This is a genomic window from Streptomyces recifensis (assembly GCF_002154615.1).
GTDB classification, from domain to species: domain Bacteria; phylum Actinomycetota; class Actinomycetes; order Streptomycetales; family Streptomycetaceae; genus Streptomyces; species Streptomyces griseoluteus.
In genome coordinates this window covers 1-26,198 of the sequence record NZ_MUNH01000188.1, presented here as the reverse complement: position 1 = coordinate 26,198, position 26,198 = coordinate 1, and the positions used below count along the sequence as shown (strand labels likewise).

Sequence of the window (26,198 nt, the reverse complement as noted above, 5' to 3'; positions counted from 1 at the left end):
TCTCGCTGCGGCAGCTCGCCGATGCCGCCGGGGTGTCGAATCCGTACCTGAGCCAGATCGAGCGCGGGCTGCGCAAGCCAAGCGCGGAGGTGTTGCAGCAGGTCGCCAAGGCGCTGCGGATCTCCGCCGAGACGCTGTACGTCCGCGCGGGCATCCTCGACGCCGAGCGGGACCGGGACGAGGTGGAGACGCGCGCCGTCATCCTCGCCGACCCCTCGCTCAACGAACGGCAGAAGCAGGTCCTGCTCCAGATCTACGAGTCCTTCCGCAAGGAGAACGGACTCGGAGGCGAAGGCCCCGTACGACCCGAGGAGTCCGACGGTACGGAAGCGCAGCCCAGCGACACCCCCGGCAATGATGCCGGTCCGCGGCGGACGGCCGGATGAAGCCGGACCAGGGCTCCGGCCACCGCACGCGGACCACACCTACCTCAGCCGAACGCGAATCCGGGAGGACCTTCACCATGGCCATCACCGACGACCTGCGCAAGACCTTCAGCGACCCGACTCCGCTCTACTTCGCCGCCGGTACCGCCGATCTCGCCATCCGGCAGGTCCGTAAGGTGCCCTCGCTGGTCGAGCAGCTGCGCGCCCAGGCCCCGGCCCGGATCGAGCAGGTCCGCGGGACCGACCCCAAGGTCGTGCAGGAGCGGGCCACCGCCCGCGCCAAGGAGGCGCAGGAGACCATCCAGACCAAGGTCAACGGCTTCATCGGCAGCCTCGACGTCGACCTGAAGAAGGTCGGCGAGCAGGCCCAGGACCTCGCCCTGCGCGGCGTCGGCGTGGCCGCCGAGTACGCCGTCAAGGCGCGTGAGGCGTACGAGAAGGTCGCCGAGCACGGCGAGCAGGCCGTGAAGACCTGGCGCGGCGACGCCGCCGAGGAGATCGAGGAGCTCGCCATCGCGGTCGAGGGCCAGCCCGAGCCGGGCGTGGTCAAGGAGACCCCCAAGCCGGCCGCCGGTGCCGCCGGTCCGGCCGTCGCCAAGCCGGACCCGGCCGCCGCGAACGAGCCCGGCGCGCAGAAGCCGGCTCCGGCCGCCGCCCGCAAGGGTCCTCAGCCGAAGAAGCCGACCCCGCCGGCCAAGTGACGGCGGATGGAGTGTGACGTACGGGCCGGGCACCATCAGGGTGCCCGGCCCGTTCTGCGGGTACCGTGACGGCAGCGATTCAGAAGGCAAGGAGCGGTGGGCAACATGCTGATGCTGGGCTTCGCGGGGTTCATGGGACTCCTGAAGATCGTCCTCATGGCACTGGCCGCGTTCGCACTCTTCGACGCGGCCTTCCGGCGTGAGGACGCGTTCCGCGCGGCGGGCAAGCAGACCAAGGTCTTCTGGCTGGTCATCCTGGGCATCGCCCTGGTGGTCAGCTACCTCTTCTCGATCCTGTCCATCCTGCCGGCCGCGGGCGCCGTCGCCAGCATCGTCTACCTCGTCGACGTCCGCCCCGCGGTCAGGGCCCTCACCGGCGGCAACCGCGGCGGCTGGGGCCGGGGCAAGGGCCGGGGCGGCAGCAGCAGCGACGGCCCGTACGGCCCGTACAACGGCGGCCGCTGACGGCCCCGCCGGGTCGGCCCGGCGCTTCCGCCCGCGGCCGGCCGGGTGCGCTGACGGCTCCGCCGGGCGGGGGCGAGCGCCGAGTGTCCGGCGGGGGCTGAGTTCCCGCTCGCGCCGGGGTGGACGAGCGGGCCGCCCGGGTTGGTGCTGAGCGGCGCGAGCGGGGCTTGGCCGCGTGGACGCAGGGGCGGCGGGCGCCGCCCCTGCCCGTGCAGCTTCTACGCCACCCGGTCCAGCAGGACCACCGCGACGTCGTCCGTCAGTTCGTCGCCGTTCAGGTGGCGGACTTCGCTGACCGCGGCCCGGAGCAGCTCCTCTCCGCGCAAGCCCTCGGAGAGCTGGCGGTGGATCATGTCGAGCATGCCGTCCTGGCCGAGGCGGGGGCCGCCGGGGGAGGTGCGGCCTTCTATGAGGCCGTCGGTGTAGAGCATGAGGCTCCACTCGGCGCCCAGCTCGACCTGGGTGCGCGGCCAGCGGGCGCCGGGGAGGAGCCCGAGGGCGGGGCCGTTGTTGTCGAAGGGGAGCAGGCGGGGGACCGGGGTCGCGCCGGGACGGATCAGCAGCGGGGCGGGGTGCCCGGCGAGGCAGAGGCCCGCGCGGCGGCCGTCGGGCGCGATGTCCACCGTGCAGAGGGTCGCGAAGATCTCCTCGTCCGAGCGCTCGTGCTCCAGCACCTCCTGCAGCGTGCCCAGCAGCTCGTCCCCGCACAGCCCGGCCAGGGTCAGCGCCCGCCAGGCGATCCGCAGCTCCACGCCGAGCGCGGCCTCGTCCGGGCCGTGGCCGCATACGTCGCCGATCATGGCGTGCACGGTGCCGTCCGGGGTGCGGACCGCGTCGTAGAAGTCACCGCCGAGCAGTGCGCGCGAGCGGCCGGGGCGGTAGCGGGCGGCGAACCGCAGCGCGGCGCCCTCCAGCAGCGGCGTCGGCAGCAGCCCGCGCTCCAGGCGCCGGTTCTCCTGCGCGCGCAGCCGGCCCTCCGCCAGCCGCCGCTCGGCGGTGTCGGAACGCTTGCGCTCCACGGCGTACCGGATCGCCCGGCTCAGCAGCCGGCTGTCCAGCTCGTCGCGGAAGAGATAGTCCTGGGCGCCTACGCGCACGGCCTCCGCGCCGCGCTCGGCGTCGCCGGAGGCGGTCAGCGCGATCACGGCGTGCCGCGGCGCCAGCTCCAGCACCTGACGGAGCACGGCCAGCTCGTCGCCGTCCTCGGTGTCGGCGCAGCCGGCGGCCGGGAGGGCGAGGTCGAGCAGGATGCAGTTGACGTCGGGGGTGAGCAGCCGCCCCGCCTCGGTGAGGTTGCGGGCGGTACGTACGCGGATCGGCCGGCCGGCCGAGTCCCGCAGCTCGGGGACGAGCGCGCCGGACGGGTCGTCCTCCACGAGGAGCACGGTGAGCGCCGCGCCGAGGGCGGCGGTGTCACGGTGCGCCTCTTCGGTGAGGGCTACGGCCGAGACCTGCGCCGGACCGCACTCGGCGGCCGGGACTGCTCTCTGCCGCGGTACGGGTACGGGCATGTCCTGGTTTCCTTCCCTCCCCCCGAGGGCACGGCGGCGCCGAGGGTCCTCGTAACGCCGTCGGGTGACCCTAACGGCATCGGCCGCTCCGATGGAATGGGGCGCGCGGCGTCCGTATCGCGTAGACCGCCGTCATATGCCCTGTCCCGTACGGCAGTTGAGCGGGGCCGGCGGGGGCGTGGGATGACGAAGCTCACTTGGTTCCCGGCCGCCCGCGTGCCGTTGGTCACAGGATGGGGCGGGGTGTGGTGCCGGTCACGCGTCCGGGCGTACGACCCCCAGGATCGGCATGGTGCCCGCGCCCGCGACGGTGACCGTACGGCCCGGTCGCGGGGCGTGGATTATCTTGCCGTCGCCCACGTACATCCCGACGTGGGTGGCGTCGGCGAAGTAGATGATCAGGTCCCCCGGGCGCATCTCGGTCACGTTCACGTGGCTGAGCTGCCTCCACTGCTCCTGGGAGGTGCGCGGGATCGGCGTGCCCGCGTCGGCCCATGCCTGGGAGGTCAGGCCGGAGCAGTCGAAGGAGTCGGGGCCCTCGGCTCCCCAGACGTACGGCTTGCCGAGCTGGGCGGTGGCGAAGGCGACGGCCCGGGCCGCGGCGGAGGTGGCGGTGGCGCCCGCCGTGGTGGCCTTCTTCTTCAGGACACCGGTGTGCAGCCAGGCGGTCTGCGCCTTGCGGGCGGCCTGCCGCTCCAGCTCGGCCAGCCGTTCCTTCTCCTTCTTCTCCAGCCGCGACTCGAGCGTCTCGGCGTCCTTGATCCGTGCCTGGACCGTTTTCCGGGCGGCGGCCTTGTCCTTGCGGTCCCGCTCCAGCTTCTTCCAGCGCGCGGCCGCGTCGTCGGTGTCCCGCTTCAGCTCCCGCTCGACGCGGTCCGTCTCGGCGATCAGTTTTTTGGTGGCCCGTGCGCCGTTCAGCAGGGTGCCGGCGCCGTCCGCGAAGCGCTCCGGGTTGTCGCTGAGCAGGAACCGCGCCATCGGCGGCATCCCGCTGTCCCGGTACTGGGCCCGCGCGGCGGCGCCTGCCTGGTCCTTCAGCTCGGCCAGCTTCCTCCGGGCGGTGTCGGTCCGCTTCTCCAGCCGGGCGAGCTGGACGGACTGCTTCCGCGTCTTCTCCTCGGCCGCGTTGTAGGCGTCGGTGGCGACGGCCGCGTCGTGGTACAGCCCGTCGAGCCGCGCGCGGACCTTCTCCAGTTCGGCGTCGGGTACGGGGGCCGGCGTGACGGCGGGTGCGGGAGTCGCGCTCGCGGACGGCGCCGGGGTGGGGTCGGCAGGTCCCGCCGGTGCCGATGCGAACGCCGTACCCGGCACCGCCAGTACGGTCACCGCGCACACCACGGTCACGGCGGCGGCGAGCAGCCCGCGCTTGCCCCTACCCATAACGTCCCCCCAAGCTGATTTACCGTCAGTAACTTACGGTCCGTCCGCAGGATCGTGCCACGATCCCGCGCGAAGTGACAGAGGTCGTACGAAGTCGTACATCCCCCGGCGCCCCACGCCTCCCCGCGATCTTCCCGCCCGTCTGACGTGCCGGACCCGGAGATCGTTCCCCCCGGATCCCGGATTCCTGGTGATTCCCTCGAACAGGTGAACAGCGTCAGGTGAACCGGTGTCAGCGCGGCGCCAACGCCTCCCACGCCAGCGTCACTTCCCCCTGCCGCCAGCGCGCCGGCCCGTCCGTCACCGGCCAGTCGGCCCGGAGATCCCGGACCGTTCGCAGCCAGCGCTGGCGGGCACCGTAGGAGGCGTAGGGCGCGGCGGCGGCCCAGGCGCGGTCGAAGTCGCGCAGGAAGGCGTGCACCGGCTCGCCCGGCACATTGCGGTGGATCAGCGCCTTCGGCAGCCGTTCGGCCAGGTCGGAGGGGCGCTCCAGGGAGCCGAGCCGGGTGGCGAAGGTGACCGTGCGCGGCCCCTCGGGGCCGAGCGCGACCCAGACGTGCCGCCGTCCGATCTCGTCGCAGGTGCCCTCCACCAGCAGCCCGCCGCGCGAGCCGTCACCCGCCGGGGCCAGCCGTGCGCACAGCCCCCGCCACACGGCCGCGACCTGCTCCTCGTCGTACTGTCGCAGCACATTGGCGGCCCGGATCAGCAGGGGCCGGCCGGGCACCGGGATCTCGAAGCCGCCGTGCCGGAAGGTGAGCCCCTCGCGCTCGTACGGCTTCGCCGCCGCGACCCGCTCCGGCTCGATCTCGACACCGACCACGCGCGCGTGCGGGGCGACCGTGCGGAGCCTGCCGAGCAGCTCGACGGCGGTCCAGGGCGCGGCTCCGTATCCGAGGTCGACGGCCAGCGGATCGGTCGCGCGCAGCAGCTCGGCGCCGTGCGTGGCCGCGATCCAGCGGTCCATGCGGCGCAGCCGGTTGGGGTTGGTCGTCCCGCGCGTCACCGTGCCTACGGGGCGGGTCGTGCGGGATGCCATGTCTATGAGGGTAAGCGGGCGGCGTGACGCCCTCGGGCCGAACGGTTGAGCGAGTGCGGGTCATGATTGGGTAAAACCGCTTGATCGGGAAATGGGAAGAACCCCCTCCGCTGTTGCACCCCTCGGAGGACTCGGACGGTCCTCCGGCAGGCATGCCCGAGCGAGGAGGAAGCCCCAGTGAGCCAGTACGTCAGCAGGCTCGGGCGTCGCTCCCCGGCGACCGCCCCGCGGCTGAGGCTGCACCGCAGGCCACGCCGGGTCGCCATGCTCTCCGTGCACACCTCGCCGCTCCACCAGCCCGGCACCGGCGACGCGGGCGGGATGAACGTCTACATCGTGGAGCTGGCCCAGCGGCTGGCCGCCCTCGGCATCGAGGTCGAGATCTTCACGCGGGCCACCTCCAAGGACCTCGCCCCCAAGGTCGAGCTGGCCCCCGGCGTCCTCGTCCGGCACGTCGACGCGGGCCCCTACGAGGGCCTGGCCAAGGAGGAGCTGCCCGCCCAGCTCTGCGCCTTCACCCACGGTGTGATGCAGGCGTGGGCCGGCCACCGCCCCGGCTACTACGACCTCGTCCACTCCCACTACTGGCTCTCCGGCCACGTCGGCTGGCTCGCCGCCCAGCGCTGGGGCGTCCCCCTGGTGCACGCGATGCACACCATGGCCAAGGTCAAGAACGCCAGCCTGGCCACCGGCGACACCCCCGAGCCCGCCGCCCGCGTCATCGGCGAGACCCAGATCGTCTCCGCCGCCCGCCGCCTCATCGCCAACACCGCCGAGGAGGCCGCGGAGCTGGTCCGGCACTACGAGGCCGACCCCGCGAAGGTCGCCGTCGTCCACCCCGGCGTCAACCTCGACCGCTTCCGCCCGCTCGACGGCCGCGCCGCCGCCCGCGCCCGCCTCGGTCTGCCCCAGGACGCGCTCATACCGCTCTTCGCGGGCCGCATACAGCCCCTCAAGGCCCCCGACGTCCTGCTCCGCGCCGTCGCCCATCTGCTGGACGAGCGCCCCGAGCTGCGCCGGAACATCGTCGTACCCGTCGTCGGCGGGCCCAGCGGCAGCGGGCTCGCCAAGCCGGAGGGGCTGCAGAAGCTCGCCGCGCGGCTCGGCATCGCGGACGTCGTACGGTTCCGGCCGCCGGTCGGGCAGGAGCAGCTCGCGGACTGGTTCCGGGCCGCGTCCGTGCTGGTCATGCCGTCCTACAGCGAGTCCTTCGGGCTCGTCGCCATCGAGGCGCAGGCGGCCGGCACGCCGGTCGTCGCCGCCGCCGTCGGCGGCCTGCCGGTGGCCGTGCGCGACGGTGAGACCGGCTTCCTCGTCCAGGGCCACGACCCCGCCGACTACGCGCGCGTGCTGCGCCGCTTCGCCGACGACCCCGGCCTGCCCGACCGCATGGGCGCGGCCGCGGCCCGGCACGCCCTCGGCTTCGGCTGGGACGCCTCCGCCGCCGCCACCGCCGACGTGTACGCGGCCGCGACCCAGTCCCACCGCCGTCGCGTACGCTCGCAGCATGGCTGACACCGAGGCGACGGAACGGGCCGCGCGCACCCTCGAGGACGCGCTGAAGGACGCCGAGCTGGAGTGGGAGAACCCCGAACCGGGCTCCTACGTGGCCAAACTCCCCGGCACCGCCAAGCTCTCCACCACTGTCTCGCTGCTGGTGGGCCGCCACACCCTCTCCGTCAACGCCTTCGTCATCCGGCACCCCGACGAGAACGAGGCGGGCGTCCACCGCTGGCTCCTGGAGCGCAACCTCAAGCTGTACGGCGTGAGTTACGCGGTCGACCGGCTCGGCGACGTCTATGTCACCGCCCGTCTCCCGCTCGCCGCCGTCACCCCCGAGGAGGTCGACCGCCTGCTCGGCCAGATCCTCGAAGCGGCCGACGGCGCCTTCAACACCCTGCTGGAACTGGGGTACGCCTCCGCGATCCGCCGTGAGCACGCGTGGCGCGTCTCGCGCGGGGAGTCCACGCGCAACCTGGACGCCTTCACGCACCTGATCGAACGCGACTGAGCCCGGCTCAGGCGCCGTTGCGGTAGCGGCCCGGTGTGACCCCGACCAACTTCTTGAAGTGGCGGGTCAGATGGGCCTGGTCGTAGAAGCCGGACGCCACGGCCACCTCGCCGGGCGCCAGCCCGTCCAGCAGCAGCCGCCTGGCCCTGCCGACCCTTCGCGAGGTGAGGTACCGGTGCGGGGCGATGCCGTACGCGGCGCTGAACGCCCGTACCAGGTGGGCGGGATGGGCGTGCAGGAGTGCGGCCGCCGCGGTGAGGGTGAGGCCGTCGGTGAGGTGCTCGTCGAGGAGTTCGCGAAGCCGACGGGCCACCAGGGGGTCCGGGCGCGGGGGTTCGGGGTCACGGTGACGCAGATGGTCTCTGAGGCGCTCACCGACGAGCACGAGCCCGCTCTCCGCGGCGAGTTCGTCCCCCGGACTGGCGAGGGCGCGGTGCAACCGGCCCACGCACTCGCGCAGTTCGGGGTCCCGCAGGTCGGGCCGGTCGACGGCGGGGCCGATCAGATCATGGCTGAGCCGGCTGCCGTCCAGGTAGAGCACACGCTTGCGGAAGCCGTGCGGGGTGGCGGGGGAGCCGTTGTGCGGGACGTGCGGGGGCAGCAGGCTGACGGTGTCGCGCGGGGTGCCGTGCTCGTGCCGGTCGAGGTCGTACCGTACGGCGCCGTCGTCCACGATGAGCAGCGTCCAGGCGTCGTGCACGTGCATCGGGTACGCGTACTCGGTGAACCGGGCGTGGAAGACCTCCACGACCCCCGGTACCGAGGGGCGCCACGCGGAGACTTCCTGCTGGTCGGCGGCCACGCAAGAAACGTACAAGACCCGGACGGGACGCGGTCGGCAGTCTCGGGGCATGGACGGACAGCCCCTGCGTTTCGACACCAAGATCGCCGTACTCCTCCGCGACGACCTCGCCCCCTGGCAGCGCCTCAACGTCACGTCGTTCCTGGTCAGCGGCCTGGGCAGCCAGGTACCCGAGGTGATCGGCGCCCCGTACGAGGACGCTGACGGCATCGCCTACCTCCCGATGTTTCGCCAGCCGGTACTGGTCTTCGAGGCGACGAAAGAGGTCTTGAAGGCGGCCCACACCCGGACCCTGACCCGGGCCCTGCCCCGCGCGATCTTCACGGCCGACCTCCTCTCGACGGGCAACGACACGGACAACCGAGCGGCGGTCCGGGCGGTACCGACGGCCGACCTGGATCTGGTGGGGCTGGCGGTGTACGGGCCCAAGGGCGGGGTGGACAAGGTGGTGAAGGGGGCGAGGATGCATCCGTAGGCCGGCCGGGGCGGCGCGCCCGCGACACGGGCTCCGGAGCGGGCGGGACCGCCCACCGGCGGTGCCGGGCACCCGGGGAGCCGGGAGTCACCCGGCCCGTCGCGGCCCCGCTGCCAGAGCCCCCATCAGCTGCGCGGCGCATCCGCGAGCCGCGCTGCTGGCCCCCGCGGGTCAGGCCGCCTTCTCCACGGCGGGCCGGGTCTTGGCCGAAGCCGGCGCGCCCGCCACCTCCGCCTCCTCCACCGGCAGTCCCCGCATCAGCACCGCGTACCCCACGCCCGCCACGGTGCCGATGACCGCGCACGCGCCCCAGAGCCACTCGGCGCCGAGGTGGTCGATGACCGTGCCGGACATCAGGGGGGCGACCAGGGCGGCGACGGACCAGGAGAGGCTGTAGACACCCTGGTAGCGGCCGCGGCCGTGGACGGGGGAGAGGCGGACGACGAGGCCGGTCTGGGTCGGCGCGTTGACGATCTCCGCGAGGGTCCACACGCAGACGGTGAGCGCGAAGACGCCCAGCGAGCCCGCGAAGGCGGTGAGCCCGAAGCCGTAGCCGGCGAGCAGCGAGGAGAGGAGCAGCAGGCGGCGCGGGTCGCGGTGCTCGATGAAGCGGGTGACCGGGATCTGGAGGGCGACGATCAGGACGCCGTTGACGGCGATGGCGGTGCCGTAGTCGGCGGGGGAGAACCCGGCCTGCCCCATCGCGACCGGCAGGCCGACCGAGCCCTGCATGAAGAGGAGGGCGACGAGGAAGGACAGGCCGACGACCGCCATGTAGCGCCGGTCGCGCAGCACCGTACCCAGGCCGATCTCCGGCTCCCCGGCTTCCCTGGCGACGGGCGCGGGCCGGGACTCGGGGAGCTTGAGGAAGACGAGGACCGCGCAGGCCAGCGTCATTCCGGCCTCGATGAGGAACCCGGCGAGATAGCTGAACTCGGCGATGAAACCGGCGGCGACGGAGGAGACCGCGAAGCCGAGGTTCAGCGCCCAGTAGTTCAGCGAGAACGCCCGTACGCGGTCCTCGGGCCGCACGATGTCCGCCATCATCGCCTGCACGGCGGGCCGGGAGGCGTTGTTGGCGGCGCCGACCAGGAAGGCGACGGCCGCGATGGCGACGGGGTCGTGCATGAAACCGAGCAGGGCGACGGAGATCGCGGTGCCGACCTGCGCGATCAGCAGGGTGGGCCGTCGGCCGAGCCGGTCCGCCATCACCCCGGCGCCGAGCGAGGAGACGACCCCGCCGAGGCCGTGCAGGGCGGCGACGAGGCCCGCGAAGGAGGCGGAGTAGCCGCGGTCGAGGGTGAGGTAGAGCGCCATGAAGGTGGCGACGAACGCGCCGAGCCGGTTGATCAGCGTGCTGGCCCACAGCCACCAGAAGGCGCCGGGGAGCCCGGAGACGGAGGACCGGGCGGCGGCGAGCAGCCGGCCTGGTGCGGCGGTGGACATGACGGGACCCCCCGGTAAGTGGCGCGTGCGGTGATTGGAACTTACTCGGGCGGGCTTGTCGGAGGCCACTCAATTAACAGAAGCCGTCAACCGTCGGCGGCGCGGCGACCCGTCTTGGGGGTGGATTACGCTCTGAGGCATGGCCGACGCACCGTACAAGCTGATCCTCCTCCGCCACGGCGAGAGCGAGTGGAACGCGAAGAACCTGTTCACCGGCTGGGTGGACGTCAACCTCAACGAGAAGGGCGAGAAGGAGGCGGTACGCGGTGGCGAGCTGCTGAAGGACGCCGATCTCCTGCCCGACGTGGTTCACACGTCCCTCCAGAAGCGCGCGATCCGCACGGCCCAGCTCTCGCTGGAGGCCGCGGACCGCCTCTGGATTCCGGTGAACCGGAGCTGGCGCCTCAACGAGCGCCACTACGGCGCCCTGCAGGGCAAGAACAAGGCGGAGACGCTGGCCGAGTTCGGCGAGGAGCAATTCATGCTCTGGCGCCGCTCCTACGACACCCCGCCGCCGCCGCTCCCCCGCGACGCGGAGTACTCCCAGTTCAACGACGCCCGCTACGCGGACCTCCCGCCGGAGCTGCGCCCCCAGACGGAGTGCCTCAAGGACGTCGTCGTCCGCATGCTCCCCTACTGGTACGACGACATCGTCCCCGACCTCATCGACGGCAAGACGGTCCTCGTCGCCGCCCACGGCAACAGCCTCCGCGCCCTCGTCAAGCACCTCGACGGCATCTCGGACGAGGACATCGCGGGCCTGAACATCCCGACGGGCATCCCGCTGTACTACGAGCTGGACGCCGACTTCAAGCCGGTCACCCCCGGCGGCAAGTACCTCGACCCGGAGGCGGCGAAGGCCGCGATCGAGGCGGTCAAGAACCAGGGCAAGAAGAAGTAGGCGCCCACGATCAAGCCCCCTGCCTGCGGGTTCTCCGCGAGTAGGGGGCTTGTTGCTGTCGCTGGGCCGTCTCTGGGCCGTCAGGTGCTGGACGGGTCCGGCCGGAACAACATCGGCCACCTGTTCGCGTCTCCCACGCCGGAGGACGAGGACAAGCCAACCTCCTAGAGATGTACCGCAGCCCATCCGATCAGGTCGCCGGGAGCTGGTAGGAGAGGACGTAGGCGTCGGCCGCCATCACCGTGTCGCAGACCTCCACGGCCCGCCCCTCGGTGTCGAAAGCCGTGCGGACGAGGTGGATGACCGGCACGCCTGCGGCCAGGCGCAGCGTCTTGACCTCAGTGGGTGAAGGCATCCGGGCGCGGATCTCCTCCTCGAAGTGGTCGAGGTGGTGGCCCAGCTCTTCGAGGCGGGCGTAGATGCCGCCGGGGCCGGGGTTGGGCTCGGCGATCTGGGTGCCGCGGGCGATGTCGAGCGGCAGGTAGGACGTGGCGACCTCGACCGGGCGTCCGTCGAGCAGGTACCGGCGCCGCCGGGCGAGTACACGGCGTACCGAGCCGAGGCGCGTGGAGATGTCCTGGTTCGCCTTCTCCTCCTTGATCTCCAGGCTGTCGACCTGCGGATGACTGCCGGTGGCGTCGGCTTCCACGATGAATGCGGACTTGCCCTGCTCGCGGTGGCGGCGGGCGAAGCGGTCGGAGGCGAGCCGGCGCACGGGCGGCCGGGGGCGGACGAAGACGCCCTTGCCGTGCTCGGCGTGGACCAGGCCCTCGCCCGTGAGGATCGAGAAGGAGTTCCGGACCGTCATCCGGGAGACGCCGTAGTGCTCGACCAGTTCGGCCTCGGAGGGCAGCTTCTCCCCTTCCTTGAAGCGCCCACGGTCGATGGCCTCGCGCAGCTGGTCGGCGATCTGCCGGAAGACCGCACGATCACTCGTGGGGTCAAGCGCGCCGAGCACGCTCGGTAGAGAGGTCACGGATACTCCTTTAGGTATCTAGACGAGTGGGCGAGTGTTGTTGCTACGGTGGAGAGCCTAGCCAGCCGAGAGGGCCGAGGAACGTGAGCACAGAACGCCCGCACTCCGTGAGCGTCGCCGGGGTCATCGTTGACGACAACGGCCGTGCCCTCTTGATCAAGCGCCGGGACAACGGCCATTGGGAACCGCCGGGTGGAGTCCTCGAACCTGAGGAGACCATCCCCGACGGTCTTCAGCGTGAGGTCCTCGAAGAGACCGGCATCAAGATCGCCCTTCCGGCGACTCTCACCGGCGTCTACAAGAACATGACGGGCCTGATCGTCTCGCTGGTCTTCCGCTGCGAAGCGATCGACGGCACCCCCACCACCGGGGACGAGACCCGGGCCCTTCGCTGGGCCACCCGCGAAGAGGTCAGCGAACTCACCGACGAGGCGTACGCGATCCGCGTCCTGGACGCACTCGACGCGACGAACCCGCCGGCCATCCGCGCCCACGACGGCGTGAAACTCGTCTAGTCCGAACCCGCTGCACATGGCGGCCTACCTGCATGGAGAAACTTGTATGCACGAGTATACGAGTAGTGCTCGGGTCTGGGGGCTGAGTTGCCCAGGATTCCCGGAAGAGGTGAGCCGGGCCCGTCGATGGACCCGCGACATCCTGCGAGGCTCCCCCTTAGCCGAGGACGCCGAACTGATCGTGAGCGAGCTGAGCGCGAACGCGATCCTCCACACGGCGAGCGGCCGGGAGTACGGCGGCTTCCACCTAGCCGTCGCGGTCTCGGCTCAGGTGGTGGCGGTCTCGGTCACGGATGACGGCGGTATGGGGACGGCCCCGAAGGTCGAGGACCAGGCCCAGGACGCCGAGCACGGCCGGGGCCTGGGCATGGTCAGCGCCATCGCTCACCGGGTCATGGTGCACGACAGCGACCACGGCCACACCGTCACCGCGGAGTTGTACGCGGATGCTCGACTGGGAGGCCACCCGTGCTGATGAAGTCACCGCAGCGGGGCTACTGGTGCGAGTGCTGGACCGAGAACCTGGCGGAGGAGTGGCCGCCGGCATTGCTGGCATCGTTCGACGCCTACTCCTCAGCCCAGGCAGACCGTTGGGTGGCAGTCGTGCTCCGCACGATCTCACCGGCCCTGGACGCGGATGCCTCCGACGCGGCGTGGGAGTGGCTGTACGAGGGGCGCATCGAGACCCGGCGAGCTCTGCTGCGGGCCGAGGCGTGCACGGTGTCTGTCACCCACGCCAGAACCCGGATCACGTGGACCATCCGACCGGTCCTCTTCCTTGCGCTGGCTCACCGTCAGGACACCGAACTACCAGCGTGCGCATACCGATTCGAGCCCCACGCGACCGAGTGAGTTACAACTTTCTCTACTGGTTCAAGGCGGCTCGCATCCGCTCGCCGCGCGCGGCCCGGCCCCCGGCCGGGCCTGCGCTCCTGCCTTCGTCCCGCTCCAGCCCGGCCGGCGCCCGTGCCGCGCTCACAGCGAACAGCTCCCAACAACGAAGGAGCACGTAGTGGCTGATGGGGGGGGGCAGTTCAGGGGCTAGATCCGTAAGGCCCTCGCAACTTGATGTGATGCCTCATACACTCTTCGCATGGAGAGGCGGACCATCCCTGCATCAGACGCCCTGGCACTCATTGAGCGAGAGGAATCGCATTTCTGGGACCACAAGAGCTCGCAGAGCAAGGGAACGGTAGTCCAAAAGATTGCGGCCGGCCTTGCCAATTCAGATGGCGGCGAATTTATTGTCGGAATCGAAGATAGGGGCAAACAAGCAGTCGGCTTGGATAGATGGCAGGGATACGGCAGTATCGAAGATACGACCATAGTCCTTGAGGCTCTTGCTCGGGACATCGAGCCGCCAGTGCCGTATTCCATTGAATATCTCGGCATTCAAGGGCGAGAGCAGCAAGGATTGGCTTGCCTCGTCAGTATCCGCAAGAGCGAAAGTGTCCACTACACTGCGGACAAGAAAGTCTACGTGCGGCGTGGAGCTGCCACCCTTTCGATCACTGGGCAAGCGGTCACGGATTTGAGTCTTGCGAAGGGCGCTCGAACCTACGAGGATCAGCTGCTCGCGGACTACGACAAGGAAGACCTTGCAGTCGAAGACGAGCTAGCCTACTTCCTTAGGTCGTACAGTCCAGCCACACCCGCCGATATTTTCATCAGGAAACAGCGCCTAATTGATAGGGAAACTGGCGCAGCAAAGGTGTCCGCTGGAATTCTCTACGCAGAATCTCCTCCTGCGGTTGTTCCAAAGCGCTGCGCTGTCAAGGTGGCCCGGTACAACACGAAAGAGCGAGAACCTCGCAGGGAGCATCTCGCAGCCACCCCAATCACCATTGAAGGGCCGGCGCGCGTCGTCATTGATGAGACCATCGCCGCCGTCACAGCCCTGATTGAGTCAGTCTCGGTACTTCAGCCTAGCGGGGAGATGGCCCCCGTCAAGTATCCACCGGAAGTACTAAAAGAAATCATTGTGAACGCGGTGATTCATCGCGACTACAATATTTCCGACGATATCTTGGTCTATGTCTTCGACAATCGCGTCGAGGTTCGCAGTCCGGGCTCTCTTCCGGGAAGCATGACGCTGGACACCTTGCTGCAAGACCGATTTTCGCGAAATCCGACCATCGTGCGTCTGCTAAACAAGTATCCTGACCCGCCGAACAAAGACATCGGCGAAGGGCTCCGTACCGTCGTCGCTAAAATGGCTGAAGCTAAGCTTCAATCGCCGATCTTCTCGATCGAGGGAAATTATTTTGTAGTGGACCTAGGTCATACACCCTTGGCGCGTCCACATGAAATCGTCATGGAATACCTGGAAAACCACGACGAGATCACGAATTTCATCGGAAGAAGCCTCACCGGGATCAGCTCGGAAAACAGCATGAAAGACGTTTTCTATGCCTTGCGGAAGGCGGGGCGGATTGAAATGGTCCCAGGGAAGCGTGGCAATAGATCGGCGTGGCGCAAAGTGCAAGACGTTGACTCTGACAGTGAGGAGGAGGAACCGCCACCGGGAAATATGGGAGTGGTGAAAGGCGCAGCTTCAGCAAATACTCCTTCGCAGCAAGGGGCGGCAGCAAGAGATCGAACGAGGGTTCCGAAGAAACTGAAAGAGCGCAGGGTGTTCGCCGGCCCCATCCGCAACAGGCCATGCCCGTGTGGAAGCGGACTGAAGCACAAACGATGTTGCGGCCGATCCGAATCCTGACATGGTGAATGATCTGCCGCTGTCAGAATGCGTGAATGGCTGGACTGAGGGCCCGTCTCCGTCGTCACGGGGTCGGCCGTTGCGACTTGCTCCGGTCGACGACGCCAGCAGCGTGGCTGAGGCCAGTGGGGGTGCAGCGAAACATACGCGCGCCTGATCGGCCGGCGCACCCGCCGTCGTGGCTGACTGTCGTCGGCTGAGGTTCGGGCCACAACCGTGCCAGATGCAGGAGTCAGCCAGCCTCCAGTGTTGCAGGGTGAAGACTTCGAGAGCCCCGCTGCCTAATCACGGCAACAGGGCTCGACTCCTCACGGCGGCCCGCGACCCGTTCGCTTGAGCGTCACCGGCGCCTCCCCTCAAGCATCCGGAGGATGCGTTCGGCAAGGAGGCGTGCGTCTCGTCTACGAGCAGGCAGCGGTGGTCGGCTGGGTGTCAGTGCCAAGTGTTGCCGATCCCACTCCGGAATCGAGCAGGATCGTAGGATCGGTGAAGGCGCTGAATGATCACCCCGGCTCCGGACACCGGCAGCAGCCCAGCGCGCGGACAATTACCGTTGCCATCTCTCTTACCTCCTCCAGTCAGTCTGTGCTCCTTGGCCGAGGCCGTTGCTGGACAACCAGCGAGATCGATGGCACGTCCGGCGGGAGCGCCCATTCGGTGACGCGCAGGCCCGCCAGCTCGATCAGTTCCTCCGGGACTCCCAGCATGTGGAGGGGGGTTCGCCTGTGACGAGTCAGCCAGGCCCGGCGCCGTTGCTGTTCCACCGGGTCAAGCTGCGCCCACACATCGACCATCACGCCCGGCGGCACGCTCGGCACAGGACGGGTGCGGCGCCGCACGTAGGGCAGGTTATCCACGTCATTGGCGAGCGCGACCAGGCACCAGGCAGCTTCGTAGGCCAGAGTGGGTCCGTGGGCGGCCCGTAGCCGACGGGTGCGCCACTGCCAGCGTGGGGCCAGCAACCAGCGGACCGTCGTCAGCGATACGGCCCGCTCCCGAAAACGTACGGGGCCTTCTTGGCCGCCGCTCATTGCGCCGAGCGCTCGTCGTGTGAGGTGCTCTGCTCCAGCTGGATCTCGCGTTTACGCTGTTCTTCTTTGATCTTTTCGACCGTTCCGGCGTAGAGAATGAGCCGAGGGGTCTCCTCCAACCTTTCATATTCACCGAGCTGGAACCCGCTGGCGTTGTAGTTCCTTTCAATGTCGTCTGCTGTCGACTGCGAGGTGGTGCCACGCTCTCGAAACTTGAAGTATCCGGTGACTCCGGCCGAGATGCCGACCAGCGCGCTTAAGGATGAGGTGGCGATTGATAGGGCTGAATTGGATCCCTCATTCATCGCCGTGAGGGTGGATACCACGATCGACCCGGTGATAATGAGCAGCTGGAATGAATTGTGCACACGCCTGTTGCGGCTCGCCTGGGCCCGGTAGGAGGCGATGACATCGAGCGAGGCCTCCCGATAGACACGCAGGCCCGAGGTCGTGTCGAGAGGAAGCTCAGCAGCCGCCGTCTGACGTTGCTGTAACGCTTCACGGAAAGCAGTCGTCTTTGCGGCCAGGGCCTTATGGTTCTTATAGAGCCAACATGCGCACGCAACCCATAAAATGTTGAAGATGATTAGGGTGAGCCATCGGGTGACCCCGCCATTCGCCTTCCAGAGGCCGACGATGACGGTGTATCCGAGTATTCCCGTCAGGGTTAATGAACCTAAAAGGATCAGCCAACCGATCCTCTGAAGCGCTTTAGCCGCCCTTAGGTCCGCTTCTTTCAGGCTAAATATAGCGAACTTTTCTCTGTACGCCTCATGTGGATCAGACGTCAAGAGTCCCCCCCGGGTGATCGAAACTCAAAAGGTAGTGGTCGTGGTCAAGGGGTCGCAATAGCGCCTTGTGATTGGCGCGGTCGATGCGGCCTCAGTTACGCATGAGGCTCATGAGTTTCAAGGTGAAGATCGAACCGAGGTCGTTTGTGAGGCCCTGCGGACGTACTGCGAGCCTGGGGCCAGCGGCTGGAGCACGCCTGTTTCGCGTTTGCGCTCACGGGCGCTATTGCACCTTTGGTGTGATGGCGCAGAAGCGCTTCCCAGCCCCTGACGGCGGAAGCGCCTACGGCCATGGCCGCCTCACCAGGTGCAGCGTGGACCGCGCGCTGGAGGGGCGTTCACACGCCACATCCCGCAGAGCGCCCGGGTGTAGAGGAAGTACTCGGTCGAGCAGCTCAAGGGCGCCAAGACAGCCGCCCAGGCGCTCGGGATCTCCCAGCGCACCGTGGAGCGGTGCGTCTCAGGCAAGCTCAAGCGGCCCCGCCAGGACCTGCCCGGGCGCCTGGAGCCTGAGGTCAAGAAGCGGTGGCAACCGCAGATCCGCGTGGAGGGGCAGAATAAGGCGGCGACCCACCACGGACGGCTTGGTCGTGTCCACCCGCGGCCGCTTCGGATTCGTAGCCGCCGGTGGCACGACCGACGATTTCCGGATCCGCGACATTACCCAGGCCCTGCCGCCGCGATGGGCGGACCGCCTGTTCGAAGCCCGCGACGCTGGCTCCAACGACCAAGTTGTAGCGGAGGCTCCAAAGCGCCTCGTCTCCGGCATTGAAGCTGCCGGGGACGAGGTGTTGCGCATCCAACGAGGCTGCTGGCCGCACTGCCTGGAGGTGGCGAAAAGGCTCGTGGTGGAGGCTGCGGTACCTCTGCGTGAGCCGGTTCGAGTGCTGTGCAGCGCAATCGGTCGGCGCCGGCGACGGTAGGGACGGGGGGGGCTTCGGTGGCTGGGCCGTCCCTGGGCCGTCCGAGGTCGCTCGACAGTGGCCAAGGATGACCAACGACGACCACCAGGCGCACGATCCCACCGCCTCTGAGCAGGGGAAACGCAGGTCACCAAGATCCCCGACAAGACCCAGGGCAAGAAGAAGTAGGCACGCACGAACAGGCCCCCTGCCTGCGGTTTCTCCGCGAGTAGGGGGCTTGTTGCTGCCTCTGGGCCGTCAGGTGCCGGACGGGCCCCGGCCGGGCCGTGTCGAAGACGGCGGCGACCGCCTTGCGGGTGTGCTCCTGGCTCGACGGCATCAGGTGCGCGTACACGCGGAGCGTCAGCCCCGGGTCCGAGTGGCCCAGGTACTCGGCGAGGGCCGGCCACGCTCAGGGAGCGGGATCACTCCGGCGCCGGCCGGCGTCCGCCTCCACGCCTCCTCGTTGAGCGAGGTACGCCAGAGGTGACCGCCGCGCGGTCCGGTGAAGATCAGCCGCTAGGTCACCGGGGGCCCGTCGGCGACGTCGCGAGGTCAGTCCTCTCGAGTCGGTCCCTGGCCCGCCAGGATGTCGGCGAAAACGATCACGGTCGCGCTCTCGCCGTATTTCGCCGACTGCTCCTGCCGGAAATCGCCGCTCCGCACCAGGATCTGGCGGATGTGGATCTTGGTGCCGATGGGGAAGGTCATCTCCTGCTCGGACTGGTTGTTCCTGCCGAGCGCCCTTCCCCGGTGGTCCTCCGGGAGGCCGAACTCCCAGACGATCTCCTTGCCGGCCACGTACGTGTGGGTCAACGGATCGCCGTACGTGGTCGACAGGATCGCCGGCCACTCGATCGTCTGGTCGACCGAGACGTAGCCACCGTCCGGGTGGTTCTCCTGCTGCTTGAGGATGCCGCCGAACGACTCGTACATGTGCTTGCTGTCGCCCCGCACCACGTTGCCTTCCTCGTTCGCGCGGGGCGTCGCGAAGTCGTCCCACACGCCGTTGATCCGGGCGAAGATGTCGAAGGTGTCCGCGAGGTGCTTCTCGTCCCACGCCTCTGTGGTCTGCTCGTCCGCGTACCCCCGCGCCATGGCGACACTGCGCCACGCGTCGAGCACCTCGCTCTCCTTCGACTTGTAGGAGAAGCCGGGGGCGGCGATCTCGCCGGGGGTGAAGCCGACCTGCCCGAGGGCCGCGAGGAGCGGGTTGATCCGGCGGTAGTCGGCGCTGAGGTAGTTTTCGCCGAGGTCGAGGTCCTTCTGCTTCTGCTTGGCCGCGAGGACCGCCGGGTCCAACTCCGCGGCGCGAGCCGCTTCGTACTCCGTGCGGGACGCCTCCCGCCCCTCGACCGTCCCCCACGACTTGTCCTTGAGGGACGCCCGGGGCTTCTTGCCGTCCGCGCCCGCGGAGATCAGATAGGACCCAAAGCCGAAACTGAGGATCGTCTGCCCCTCGACGTCCCCCTCGTCCGTGTGCTTGACGACCTGGGTCCCCTTGGGGAGGCCCGCCGCGAGGGTGCGCTGCACGGGCGCCTCTGCCGCACCGGCCGGCCCGGTCTCGGGACCGTCCGAACGCTGCACGCCGGAGGTTGCCCGGGGGGCCGGACGGCTCATCACCGCGCGGGCGTTGGCCTCGGCCTCGCGCTCGAAGCGGTCGGAGGGGTCGGAGACCCGCAGCCCGTTGCCGTTGTCGGTACCGCTGACCGGTCCCTGGCGCTGCTGGATGACGTGGGTGAGCTCGTGGGCGAGGGTGTGCGCGTCGCCCCCGCCCGCAGCGAGGACGACGTGGTTGCCGGAGGTGTAGGCACGCGCGCCGACCTCGGCGGCGGAGGCGTTCGCGGCGCTGCCGGTGTGGATGCGTACGTCGGAGAAATCGGCGCCGAGGCGGGACTCCATGTCCGTACGGGTGGCCTGGTCCAGGGGCCGGCCGGGGCTGCGCACGACGTCGTGGACGGAGGAGCGCTGGACGGCGGGATCCTTGAAGCCCTCGTGGCCGCAGCCGTCCCCGTGCCGGTGCTCCTCCTTGTCCAGACCGTGGCCGGCCCGGCGGAGCATCTGGACGACCGCCGCGTTGCCCACGGTGCCCTGGAGGTCGAGGAGTCGGGACCGTGGGTGCCCGGCCTCGGCGGGCGCGTGCCTCGCCTCCCGGCCGACCTTGGCCCCGGTGGCTTCCTCGTTCTTCCGCTCGCGCATCGGGCTCCGCTCCTCCTGGGATCGTCGGCGACATTCCACTCAACCCGACGGCCAGGGCGCGGCGGAAGGTACTTCAGGGCAGAGCTCGGGGGTCCCTGCGACGGTCTCCTGCGGCACCTCCGTACAAGCGGCCTGGCAGCAGGGTGTGGACGAACCACCCGGCCGCGGTCGGCGGGAACCACCACGCCGGGCGGGCCGTCAGGTGCCGCTAGAAAATGCCCTTGTAACCCTGCCAGCCCGTCGCGATCTTCACGCGGGAGGCGAACGTCCCCTTGCCGGTCCCGGTCTGGCGGTACAGGTTGCCCGCCGTGTCCCGCATGACCAGGTCGCCCTTGCCGTCCCCGGTGATGTCCCCGACGCCGACGACCGCGTTATAGGTGGCTCCCCACCCGGTGGCGATCCTCACCCGCGCAGCGAAGGTGCCGTTGCCCTTCCCGAAGTACCGGTACAGGTTGTTCGCCTTGTCCTGCGCGACCAGGTCGCCGATGCCGTCGCCGTTGAGGTCTCCGACGCCCACGACCTTCTTGTACGTCTTCCAGTTGTCGTAGAGCTTCACGCGAGCTGCGAGCGTGCCGCCGGCGGTCCACTTGTACAGGTACACCGCGCCGGTCGAGGCGTTGCGGGCGATCAGATCCGGGCGGCCGTCCTTCGTGAGGTCTCCGGGCGAGGTGAGGACGTCGTACTGGTTCCAGCCGCCGGTGGCGAGGGTGGTGTACGACGTCGTCGGCTTGAGCGGGGCGCCGCAGACCGGCTTGTACAGGCGCAGGGCGCCGGTGCTCAGCCGGACCAGGACGTCGTTGCAGCGGTCGCCGTTGAGGTCGCCGAACGGCACGGCCCTGACCGAGGTCGACCAGCCGCTCGCGGAGACGCTCCCGGAGAACTTCCCGGCCCCATCACCCTGGTGGAAGGTGAGCCACCCCGAGGAGTTCATCGTCAGGACGTCGCCGGCACCGTCGGGCAGGGCCGAGCCGCCGACGTGGTCCCGCCACACCGCTGTGCCACCCGTCAGCCGGACCGTGCCGGACTGGACCAACGCCGGCCCCTGCCCGTCCGCCGGCTGAGCCGTCAGCGTCCAGGTGTACGAGCCGTTGGGAAGCAGTCCGCCCGTCGTGTCCCGGCCGTCCCACGTCGTCGCGATCGAGTACTCGGCCGGTCCGCCACTGCGCGTGGCCACCACGCGGCCCGTGGCCTTGTGGCGTATCTCCAACCTCCAGGAAGCCGTCGGCTCGGAGAGCCACCATTCGCCGCGCCAGGAGACCGGGGTCACGTCCGTCTCCACCCGCGCGGTGACATTCCGGTAGGGAGAGACCAGGGCCGCCTCGGGCCGCCCGGTGTGCAGGACGTGGACGGCCTGGTCCAGCGTGGAGTACGCGAGGTCACCGCTAGGCGGGTCGAGCGCCACAAGCCCCGCGGCGTCGGTCGCCCACCGCTGGACGGCCGTCCCGGTCCGCAGGCCGTAGACACCCAGCCCCTGCCCGCCCCGGACGGCGACGACACCGTCGCCGAGGTAGGCCTGCGCGGTGGAGGGAAGCGGGATGTTCTTCCTGGACTGGAGGTCGTAGACGCCCGCGGCTTCCGGAGCGTTACTGAAGTTGCACCTCCAGTACAGCCACCGGCCGACGGCCTGCAGGTCGACCATGGAGGAGCACCCGGTGTTCACCGTGAAGGATGTCAACGAGGCTCCGGTGCGCGCATCCTTGGCCGTGACCTTGCCGCCCGGGGCCGAGGACCACAGAGTGGTCCCCCAGATCGCACCCACCTGGTCCGGCTCCGTGTGCACGACCTTGCCGGAGTCGATGTCCACGACCCGCAGTTCCCGGCTGCCGCCGGCAGGTGTCCCTTCGACCAGCACCAGGTTCTTGGATGCCCCCACGATAATCATCTGGTCCGGGGAATCGTAGAAAGGATCCTGGAGGCCCGTTTCGACCGGCGTTCCGGGAAACGTCTCGCCCTTGCCCACGACGAACAGCTTGGGCTGCCAGCCGCCGTCCACGCTCACTGCCCCGCGGTACACGGTCCGGCCGTCCCCGGTGGGATACAGCTCGGGGCACAGCCCGTAGCCGACGCTGCACTTGTTGTACGGGGCCGGCGGGCTGCCGATCCGCCCGCGCTCGCCGTATCCGGGCGCGGTTTCGGTGAGCAGGCGGTCGTACGCGAAGGTGGCCCCGTCGCCGTACTCAAGAGTCCTGACGGTGCCGTGATCCAGCGTCAGCCGCTGGAGCCGCATCGGGACCGGCGGGATGCGGAGCACACGAACCGCGTACGGCACGCCGTCCGCCCCGGCGGTGATGTCCTGGTAGCCGTAGTCCTCCGCGGACTGGCCGCCGACTAGTTGAAGGCCGCCGTCCGGCCGGACGGCAACACGGTCCGCCACCGCACGGGCGAGAAACGTCCGCTCGCCGGAACCGTCGAAGGGGACGGCCACAACCTTCCAGATCGCCGCGCCTTGCACCTTCTGACCGAGCGAAGAGTCGTAGCGGGCCACGATCAGCGAGTCGCCGACGACGCCGAGAACCTTCGCGTCCTTGAGACTGACCTGAACCTCGCGCACGGGGGTGTCGAACCGGCCCTGCTCATAGATCCGCACGCCACCGGCCTGAGGGGTAACCAGGTGAACGGCGGTCACCACGGAATTGCCATACACCGTGCCGTACGGCAGGGACGTGGCTTCCGCGGTGCGGAGATCGATCCAGGCGTACTGTCCGACGTCCTCTCCGGGGACCTTCAGAAGTGAGAGGAACCCGTGGACGCCGGCCCGCCCGTTGACGATGACGGAGGCACCCTCCGGAAGGCCTGTCACGCGGCGGTCCACCGTGGTCCCGTTCTCATTGCTCAGCAGATGAAACCCGGTCCACTTCCCGTCGGCACCTGCTCGGCCCTGGGTCACGACGGTGATCCCGATCGTCCTGCTGTACACCTGACCTGCGGGGACGGTGACGGTCGTGGTCTCGTCGGTGACCATGTTCCGCAGCAGGACCTGGCCCGTGCCACCGCTCGGCGGCAGCGCCACGACGTCCGATGCCGTTCCGTAGAGCTCGACAGGGTCGGACGACTGCGTGCCCTCAAGCTTTCGGGTCGAGCCGTCCGTGCCCGTCCACTCCAGTCCGGAGGGACCGCTCGTGGTGATGGCGGAGTGCAGAAACCCGGAAGGCCCGACGCTCACCACAGATCCGTAGCCCGGTGTGGCACGCAGGGTCGCGGGAATCGTGGTCTCACTGAACGTTCCCGCATCGGCCGATGCGACCCATGAGGCAGGACCGACAGCCAGCGAGAGCGACACGACCGCCGTGACGGCACTGCGGGGGAGGACGCGCTTGGCCACTTGATTCAACCCCTGACGTGAAAGGACCTGGAGCAGGCAGGGGAATCGGCTCGGTCCTCAGTGCTCACACGAGCAAGCCGGTCAATCCCGGCGCCCCCCGCCCCCCACACCCGAGTGATGGACCTTAGCAACAGGCTCACAGGCCACGGAAGAGGATTTCGAACTCGTTCAACAAGCCGGGGCGCACTCAGCAGGACTGTAGGGCAACAGATGTGACATTGAGTCAGGTGAGGGTCGTCCTCGTCGAGGGAGGACGATGGCCGGCGGATGCGTCGGACGCTACGGAGGTGTACTGGTCGCCATGTCTGGTGGCGCTGGGCCGAGGGGTCTGAGCACCGTGAGATCGGGTGGGTGGGAGGGCGCCGGGCCCGCTCTTGCCAGACGCCGTACCGCACCGACCGGTGGCCGGCTGCCGTGGCGTTGCGGCCGCCGGGTAGCGGGTGGGCTCCCAGAGGCGCCGGCGCCCTGGGCCGCAGGTCAGCATGGCGACCGGGCCAGGAGAAGTGAGCTTCCCAAGGGCACGCCTGGAGGCTTCGCGGGGCTACCGGTCTCGTCGGTCCCGGCCGTTTTCCTGGCAGGTGGGGGGCTGGTGGGGCTGGGCCGTCATTCGATGCGGCGGAGCCAGTCCTCCACGCGTTCGCCCACCTCGCCGACCGTGGTGATGTCGCCGTGCCCCGGGCACACCACCGTCTCGGGGGGCAGGGTCACGAGGCGCTCGCGGATCGACTGGATCATCGCCTGGAAGTCGGAGTCCTCCGGCCCGATGGTTCCGGGGCCGCGCGAGAACAGCATGTCCCCGGTGAAGACGCTGTGCAGCGCCGGATCGTACAGACTCACGGATCCCGGCGTGTGGCCCGGAGTGTGACGTACCGTCAGGGTGGTCCCGGCGACGTCGATCACCCGGCCGTCGACGAGTTCCTCGTCGGGGACACGGCCGGGATAGCTGCGGCGCCACAGCTCCAGGTCGTCCGGGTGCAGCATGATCGGAGCGCCGGTCCGGTCCGACAGAGCCACCGCCGCGTCGACGTGTCCGCTGTGGGCGTGGGTGCACGCGATCGCCACCACGCGCCGGTCGCCGAGCGCCGTGGCGATGGCGTCGGGCTCGTGTGCGGCGTCGACCACCATGACCTGCTCGTCGTCACCGACGATCCACACGTTGTTCTCCATCGGCGTGGCATCGGCGTCCCGCCCGGCCAGGACACCGGTCGTCACCACGCACTCGACCCGGGCGGTCACGACGGCACCGCCGGGAGCGCTCGGCCGCGCGCGGCCACCCGCGCCGTGGGGTTCTTTGCCTGCCGTTCCATGGAACAGCCCCTTTCCGGACGAGGCCCTCTACCCAGTGGACCGCGCCGGGCATCCGGCAGCAACCGGCAGGCCTTTCCCCACCCGCGAGGAGATCGCGAAGGGCTACGGGGCCAACTCGTTCGTCCGGCGGGTGGCGGACCGCGCGGAAGTGCCCCGCGAGCTCGCCGAGGCCGGGATCCCCGCGGTCCTGGCCACCCTCAGGGAAGCGGTCGGAGACCAGGAGTTCCGCGACGCGACCGCCCAGCTGCCCAGGGAGTACGACATCCTGCTGTCCACACCGGCGGGCCCGGGCGGAGCCGGGTAGCGACCCGCTGCACGGACACCGCTCCGTGGCGAGGTCGCAGGGGGCTCGTGGTGGTGATTCGCGGCGTACGGGCGCATCCGTGCGCCGTTGATGCGCCCGGCGGAGCGGGCATGGAATGGGCGGGGGCACCTGGCCCCCGTGTCGAGGAGGACCCATGCCCGAATCCCCGAGCACCACGACCGACCCCACCCAGGACCGCGACGGCGAACAGCCCGCCCAGATCAGAAGCCTGCCGTTGGTGGCCGCCTGCGGCTGCGGCTCGGGGTGCGGCTGCGGCTGCCAGCAGGGCGCGCCCTGCCAGTGCGGCTGAGGGAGGCGGCGGTGGAGGGGCTCCGGCGCTCCGGGGCCCCCTCGTCGTGCACGGATCACCGACCGAGTGGCCACACCGGGACGTGCGGGCCCAGCATGGAGGGAGGGGCATCGCAAGGAGGTGTGACCATGGCCAGGTTCATGGACGTCCATCACGGTATGAAGGGCATCACGGCCGACCAGATGGCGCAGGCCCACCAGGCCGACCTCGCCATCGAGCACGAGGAGAACGTGCACTTCCAGGCCGCCTGGGCGGACCCGGAGTCCGGCACGGTCTTCTGCCTGTCCGAGGCCCCCTCGGCCGAGGCGGTCCAGCGCATCCACGAACGCGCCGGACACAAGCCCGACGAGGTGCACCCCGTACCGCTCCAGGTCTGAGCGCCGTCGAGGCCGGACTACGCGCCGGCCGGACGTCCGGTGCGGTGCGTCACCGTGACCACCGCCGCCACGAGCACCGACATCACGCACCCCGTGGCCAGTACCGGGCTCGGGGTGAAGGTGACCGCGAGGACGGCGAGGACGCCGGCCGCCCAGATGACGTCCAGGGCGCCGAACCCGGTCGGGCCCCGGTGCAGCAGCCGCAGCACCGCGACGTACAGCGCGACCGGCACCGTGTACGCCGCCGCGACCACCGGCCGGTCCAGGTGCGCGTGCCCCGTCAGGTGCGCGATCTCGACGGCGAGCCCGGCGGCGACGGCCGCCGCG

The 26,198-nt window shown here is 69.7% G+C and carries 25 protein-coding genes and 2 pseudogenes; 14 read left to right on the top strand and 13 right to left on the bottom strand.

Annotated features, from left to right (window positions below; genetic code table 11):
- From CCN33_RS11620 to CCN33_RS11610, 3 genes are all read left to right on the top strand, one after another.
- The coding region (locus tag CCN33_RS11620) for a helix-turn-helix domain-containing protein (RefSeq protein WP_086693559.1) at positions 1 to 386 on the top strand (386 nt) is incomplete at its 5' end.
- Between the two features lie 77 nt (positions 387 to 463).
- Positions 464 to 1,087 carry a hypothetical protein gene (locus CCN33_RS11615; protein WP_086693558.1) on the top strand — a complete coding sequence of 208 codons (624 nt, stop codon included), beginning with the start codon at positions 464 to 466 and terminating at the stop codon, positions 1,085 to 1,087.
- A 105-nt stretch (positions 1,088 to 1,192) separates the two neighbouring features.
- Positions 1,193 to 1,552 carry a DUF2516 family protein gene (locus CCN33_RS11610; RefSeq protein ID WP_208621716.1) on the top strand — a complete coding sequence of 120 codons (360 nt, stop codon included), beginning with the start codon at positions 1,193 to 1,195 and terminating at the stop codon, positions 1,550 to 1,552.
- Positions 1,553 to 1,770: 218 nt separating this feature from the next.
- On the opposite strand, the gene CCN33_RS11605 is transcribed toward CCN33_RS11610, so the two are convergent.
- From CCN33_RS11605 to CCN33_RS11595, 3 genes are all read right to left on the bottom strand, one after another.
- Positions 1,771 to 3,063, bottom strand: coding sequence for a PP2C family protein-serine/threonine phosphatase (locus tag CCN33_RS11605; protein WP_086693556.1), 1,293 nt, complete (start codon positions 3,061 to 3,063; stop codon positions 1,771 to 1,773).
- 255 nt (positions 3,064 to 3,318) lie between these two features.
- The gene (locus CCN33_RS11600) at positions 3,319 to 4,443 is read right to left on the bottom strand and encodes a C40 family peptidase (protein ID WP_086693555.1); all 1,125 of its coding nucleotides are present in this window, start codon (positions 4,441 to 4,443) and stop codon (positions 3,319 to 3,321) included.
- A gap of 232 nt (positions 4,444 to 4,675) precedes the next feature.
- Positions 4,676 to 5,482: a class I SAM-dependent methyltransferase gene (locus CCN33_RS11595; protein ID WP_086693554.1), complete on the bottom strand. Its 807-nt coding sequence runs from the start codon at positions 5,480 to 5,482 to the stop codon at positions 4,676 to 4,678.
- Between the two features lie 177 nt (positions 5,483 to 5,659).
- On the opposite strand from CCN33_RS11595, the gene mshA reads away from it, so the two are divergent.
- Complete coding sequence (mshA, locus tag CCN33_RS11590) at positions 5,660 to 6,997, top strand: D-inositol-3-phosphate glycosyltransferase (protein ID WP_086693553.1); 1,338 nt, start codon at positions 5,660 to 5,662, stop codon at positions 6,995 to 6,997.
- Positions 6,990 to 7,493, top strand: a complete 504-nt coding sequence (locus tag CCN33_RS11585) for a type III secretion system chaperone family protein (RefSeq protein WP_086693552.1) — start codon at positions 6,990 to 6,992, stop codon at positions 7,491 to 7,493. The genes mshA and CCN33_RS11585 overlap by 8 nt, the downstream gene beginning before the upstream one ends.
- Positions 7,494 to 7,500: 7 nt before the next feature.
- Here CCN33_RS11585 and CCN33_RS11580 read toward each other — a convergent pair whose 3' ends face one another.
- Positions 7,501 to 8,346: an AraC family transcriptional regulator gene (locus tag CCN33_RS11580; RefSeq protein WP_086693551.1), complete on the bottom strand. Its 846-nt coding sequence runs from the start codon at positions 8,344 to 8,346 to the stop codon at positions 7,501 to 7,503.
- On the opposite strand from CCN33_RS11580, the gene CCN33_RS11575 reads away from it, so the two are divergent.
- A complete protein-coding gene (locus CCN33_RS11575; RefSeq protein WP_086693550.1) occupies positions 8,345 to 8,770 on the top strand; it encodes a DUF2000 domain-containing protein in 426 nt (141 codons plus the stop codon). The genes CCN33_RS11580 and CCN33_RS11575 overlap by 2 nt on opposite strands.
- A 171-nt stretch (positions 8,771 to 8,941) precedes the next feature.
- Here the strand turns inward: CCN33_RS11575 and CCN33_RS11570 are convergent, their stop codons facing one another.
- Entirely contained in the window at positions 8,942 to 10,216 is a 1,275-nt protein-coding gene (locus tag CCN33_RS11570; RefSeq protein ID WP_086693549.1) for an MDR family MFS transporter, read from the bottom strand.
- Between the two features lie 139 nt (positions 10,217 to 10,355).
- On the opposite strand from CCN33_RS11570, the gene CCN33_RS11565 reads away from it, so the two are divergent.
- Positions 10,356 to 11,117 carry a phosphoglyceromutase gene (locus tag CCN33_RS11565; RefSeq protein WP_086693548.1) on the top strand — a complete coding sequence of 254 codons (762 nt, stop codon included), beginning with the start codon at positions 10,356 to 10,358 and terminating at the stop codon, positions 11,115 to 11,117.
- A 190-nt stretch (positions 11,118 to 11,307) separates the two neighbouring features.
- On the opposite strand, the gene CCN33_RS11560 is transcribed toward CCN33_RS11565, so the two are convergent.
- Positions 11,308 to 12,093 carry a GntR family transcriptional regulator gene (locus CCN33_RS11560; protein WP_086693547.1) on the bottom strand — a complete coding sequence of 262 codons (786 nt, stop codon included), beginning with the start codon at positions 12,091 to 12,093 and terminating at the stop codon, positions 11,308 to 11,310.
- A gap of 107 nt (positions 12,094 to 12,200) precedes the next feature.
- On the opposite strand from CCN33_RS11560, the gene CCN33_RS11555 reads away from it, so the two are divergent.
- The 4 genes from CCN33_RS11555 (at position 12,201) to CCN33_RS11540 (ending at position 15,327) form a co-directional block, all read left to right on the top strand.
- The gene (locus tag CCN33_RS11555; RefSeq protein ID WP_086693546.1) at positions 12,201 to 12,608 is read left to right on the top strand and encodes an NUDIX hydrolase; all 408 of its coding nucleotides are present in this window, start codon (positions 12,201 to 12,203) and stop codon (positions 12,606 to 12,608) included.
- Positions 12,609 to 12,654: 46 nt separating this feature from the next.
- The gene (locus CCN33_RS11550; protein ID WP_086693545.1) at positions 12,655 to 13,083 is read left to right on the top strand and encodes an ATP-binding protein; all 429 of its coding nucleotides are present in this window, start codon (positions 12,655 to 12,657) and stop codon (positions 13,081 to 13,083) included.
- The gene (locus CCN33_RS11545) at positions 13,083 to 13,460 is read left to right on the top strand and encodes a hypothetical protein (RefSeq protein WP_086693561.1); all 378 of its coding nucleotides are present in this window, start codon (positions 13,083 to 13,085) and stop codon (positions 13,458 to 13,460) included. Before CCN33_RS11550 ends, CCN33_RS11545 begins: the two co-directional genes overlap by 1 nt.
- Positions 13,461 to 13,701: 241 nt before the next feature.
- Positions 13,702 to 15,327 (top strand): ATP-binding protein, encoded by a 1,626-nt coding sequence (locus CCN33_RS11540; protein WP_086693544.1) that lies wholly within the window; start codon positions 13,702 to 13,704, stop codon positions 15,325 to 15,327.
- A gap of 578 nt (positions 15,328 to 15,905) precedes the next feature.
- Here CCN33_RS11540 and CCN33_RS31545 read toward each other — a convergent pair.
- The 6 genes and pseudogenes from CCN33_RS31545 to CCN33_RS11515 all read right to left on the bottom strand — a co-directional run bounded on the left by CCN33_RS31545 (position 15,906) and on the right by CCN33_RS11515 (position 24,808).
- Positions 15,906 to 16,358: a hypothetical protein gene (locus CCN33_RS31545; protein WP_140394515.1), complete on the bottom strand. Its 453-nt coding sequence runs from the start codon at positions 16,356 to 16,358 to the stop codon at positions 15,906 to 15,908.
- Positions 16,355 to 17,149: a DUF4231 domain-containing protein gene (locus CCN33_RS31540; RefSeq protein WP_167387829.1), complete on the bottom strand. Its 795-nt coding sequence runs from the start codon at positions 17,147 to 17,149 to the stop codon at positions 16,355 to 16,357. The genes CCN33_RS31545 and CCN33_RS31540 overlap by 4 nt, the downstream gene beginning before the upstream one ends.
- 1,050 nt (positions 17,150 to 18,199) lie before the next feature.
- Positions 18,200 to 18,606: pseudogene (locus CCN33_RS32905) on the bottom strand (hypothetical protein); the annotation flags it as partial.
- Positions 18,607 to 20,250, bottom strand: a complete 1,644-nt coding sequence (locus CCN33_RS11525) for an eCIS core domain-containing protein (protein WP_086693543.1) — start codon at positions 20,248 to 20,250, stop codon at positions 18,607 to 18,609.
- A 208-nt stretch (positions 20,251 to 20,458) separates the two neighbouring features.
- A complete protein-coding gene (locus CCN33_RS11520; protein ID WP_086693542.1) occupies positions 20,459 to 23,413 on the bottom strand; it encodes an FG-GAP-like repeat-containing protein in 2,955 nt (984 codons plus the stop codon).
- 762 nt (positions 23,414 to 24,175) lie between these two features.
- Positions 24,176 to 24,808, bottom strand: a complete 633-nt coding sequence (locus CCN33_RS11515; RefSeq protein ID WP_086693541.1) for an MBL fold metallo-hydrolase — start codon at positions 24,806 to 24,808, stop codon at positions 24,176 to 24,178.
- A 106-nt stretch (positions 24,809 to 24,914) separates the two neighbouring features.
- On the opposite strand from CCN33_RS11515, the gene CCN33_RS31960 reads away from it, so the two are divergent.
- The 3 genes from CCN33_RS31960 (at position 24,915) to CCN33_RS11505 (ending at position 25,871) form a co-directional block, all read left to right on the top strand.
- The gene (locus CCN33_RS31960; RefSeq protein ID WP_167387828.1) at positions 24,915 to 25,184 is read left to right on the top strand and encodes a DUF2267 domain-containing protein; all 270 of its coding nucleotides are present in this window, start codon (positions 24,915 to 24,917) and stop codon (positions 25,182 to 25,184) included.
- Positions 25,185 to 25,338: 154 nt separating this feature from the next.
- The gene (locus CCN33_RS31955) at positions 25,339 to 25,494 is read left to right on the top strand and encodes a hypothetical protein (protein ID WP_165425667.1); all 156 of its coding nucleotides are present in this window, start codon (positions 25,339 to 25,341) and stop codon (positions 25,492 to 25,494) included.
- A 128-nt stretch (positions 25,495 to 25,622) separates the two neighbouring features.
- Positions 25,623 to 25,871: an SCO4226 family nickel-binding protein gene (locus tag CCN33_RS11505; protein WP_086693539.1), complete on the top strand. Its 249-nt coding sequence runs from the start codon at positions 25,623 to 25,625 to the stop codon at positions 25,869 to 25,871.
- Between the two features lie 17 nt (positions 25,872 to 25,888).
- Here the strand turns inward: CCN33_RS11505 and CCN33_RS11500 are convergent.
- Positions 25,889 to 26,198, bottom strand: a pseudogene (locus CCN33_RS11500) (low temperature requirement protein A); the annotation flags it as partial.

What these genes read in the sequence shown, in the direction of transcription:
- CCN33_RS11615 (WP_086693558.1), top strand. Translation starts at nt 464, where the DNA reads ATGGCCATCACCGACGACCTGCGCAAGACCTTCAGCGACCCGACTCCG.
- CCN33_RS11580 (WP_086693551.1), bottom strand. Translation starts at nt 8,346, where the DNA reads ATGCCCCGAGACTGCCGACCGCGTCCCGTCCGGGTCTTGTACGTTTCT.
- CCN33_RS11610 (WP_208621716.1), top strand. Translation starts at nt 1,193, where the DNA reads ATGCTGATGCTGGGCTTCGCGGGGTTCATGGGACTCCTGAAGATCGTC.
- CCN33_RS11575 (WP_086693550.1), top strand. Translation starts at nt 8,345, where the DNA reads ATGGACGGACAGCCCCTGCGTTTCGACACCAAGATCGCCGTACTCCTC.
- CCN33_RS31955 (WP_165425667.1), top strand. Translation starts at nt 25,339, where the DNA reads ATGCCCGAATCCCCGAGCACCACGACCGACCCCACCCAGGACCGCGAC.
- CCN33_RS11540 (WP_086693544.1), top strand. Translation starts at nt 13,702, where the DNA reads ATGGAGAGGCGGACCATCCCTGCATCAGACGCCCTGGCACTCATTGAG.
- CCN33_RS11595 (WP_086693554.1), bottom strand. Translation starts at nt 5,482, where the DNA reads ATGGCATCCCGCACGACCCGCCCCGTAGGCACGGTGACGCGCGGGACG.
- CCN33_RS11585 (WP_086693552.1), top strand. Translation starts at nt 6,990, where the DNA reads ATGGCTGACACCGAGGCGACGGAACGGGCCGCGCGCACCCTCGAGGAC.
- CCN33_RS11605 (WP_086693556.1), bottom strand. Translation starts at nt 3,063, where the DNA reads ATGCCCGTACCCGTACCGCGGCAGAGAGCAGTCCCGGCCGCCGAGTGC.
- CCN33_RS11545 (WP_086693561.1), top strand. Translation starts at nt 13,083, where the DNA reads ATGAAGTCACCGCAGCGGGGCTACTGGTGCGAGTGCTGGACCGAGAAC.
- CCN33_RS11565 (WP_086693548.1), top strand. Translation starts at nt 10,356, where the DNA reads ATGGCCGACGCACCGTACAAGCTGATCCTCCTCCGCCACGGCGAGAGC.
- CCN33_RS11550 (WP_086693545.1), top strand. Translation starts at nt 12,655, where the DNA reads ATGCACGAGTATACGAGTAGTGCTCGGGTCTGGGGGCTGAGTTGCCCA.
- CCN33_RS11525 (WP_086693543.1), bottom strand. Translation starts at nt 20,250, where the DNA reads ATGCGCGAGCGGAAGAACGAGGAAGCCACCGGGGCCAAGGTCGGCCGG.
- CCN33_RS11570 (WP_086693549.1), bottom strand. Translation starts at nt 10,216, where the DNA reads ATGTCCACCGCCGCACCAGGCCGGCTGCTCGCCGCCGCCCGGTCCTCC.
- CCN33_RS11600 (WP_086693555.1), bottom strand. Translation starts at nt 4,443, where the DNA reads ATGGGTAGGGGCAAGCGCGGGCTGCTCGCCGCCGCCGTGACCGTGGTG.
- CCN33_RS11505 (WP_086693539.1), top strand. Translation starts at nt 25,623, where the DNA reads ATGGCCAGGTTCATGGACGTCCATCACGGTATGAAGGGCATCACGGCC.
- CCN33_RS31545 (WP_140394515.1), bottom strand. Translation starts at nt 16,358, where the DNA reads ATGAGCGGCGGCCAAGAAGGCCCCGTACGTTTTCGGGAGCGGGCCGTA.